General features: G+C 53.0%; 2 protein-coding genes. One reads left to right on the forward strand and one right to left on the reverse strand.

Annotation, left to right across the window (positions count from 1 at the left end):
• Positions 1 to 360, forward strand: a 360-nt coding sequence (locus tag J5224_RS33930; RefSeq protein ID WP_264629253.1) for an NUDIX hydrolase, incomplete at its 5' end; no start/stop codon positions are given.
• Positions 361 to 430: 70 nt separating this feature from the next.
• Here J5224_RS33930 and J5224_RS33935 read toward each other — a convergent pair.
• The coding region (locus tag J5224_RS33935) for a DUF4186 domain-containing protein (protein WP_264629254.1) at positions 431 to 609 on the reverse strand (179 nt) is incomplete at its 5' end.

The following is a 609-nucleotide window of genomic DNA, read 5'->3' on the forward strand; positions in this document are numbered from 1 at the left end:
GAAGGGCACGATCCGGTCAAGGACTCACATTATTTGTTACCCATCGGTGGCGGCGTTGATTTTGGTGAGACGTCGGTGGCGGCGGCCATACGTGAAGTCAAAGAAGAGATTGGCGCTGATGCCATCGGTTTGACATTGTTGGGCGTATCCGAGAATATTTTCGAATATAACGGAAAACCGGGGCACGAAATAGTCTTTGTTTATGAAGGCCAGTTTGCCGATAAGGCCTTTTATCAGCAGGATGTGGTGCACGGGATGGAGTCTAATGGCATGCCGCTCGTGCTGCGTTGGATTGATCAGACGGCCGTACTGAGTGATGCGCTGACCGTGTTTCCTGATGGTATCAAGGCCATGTTATAGCTCGCGTTGCTGGGACTTGCTACGGGGTAAATCGTTGCCACGCGTTGTGCCATTTGGCGGTACACCTCTGTTATCCCTGTATCGTCGGCCCTCGCTGGGCGATTTCCCGTTCTAGCCATGTCATCACGACGGCTACGATATAGTCTTGCTCATGTTGGCTAAGCGCGCGGTGGGCGGCAATGCCATGCCATTTTGCTAAACATCCCCGGCAGCAGGTTGCCGTGGCATGCTGTGCAATAAATACCGGAT

This window comes from Candidatus Symbiopectobacterium sp. NZEC135, assembly GCF_025962695.1.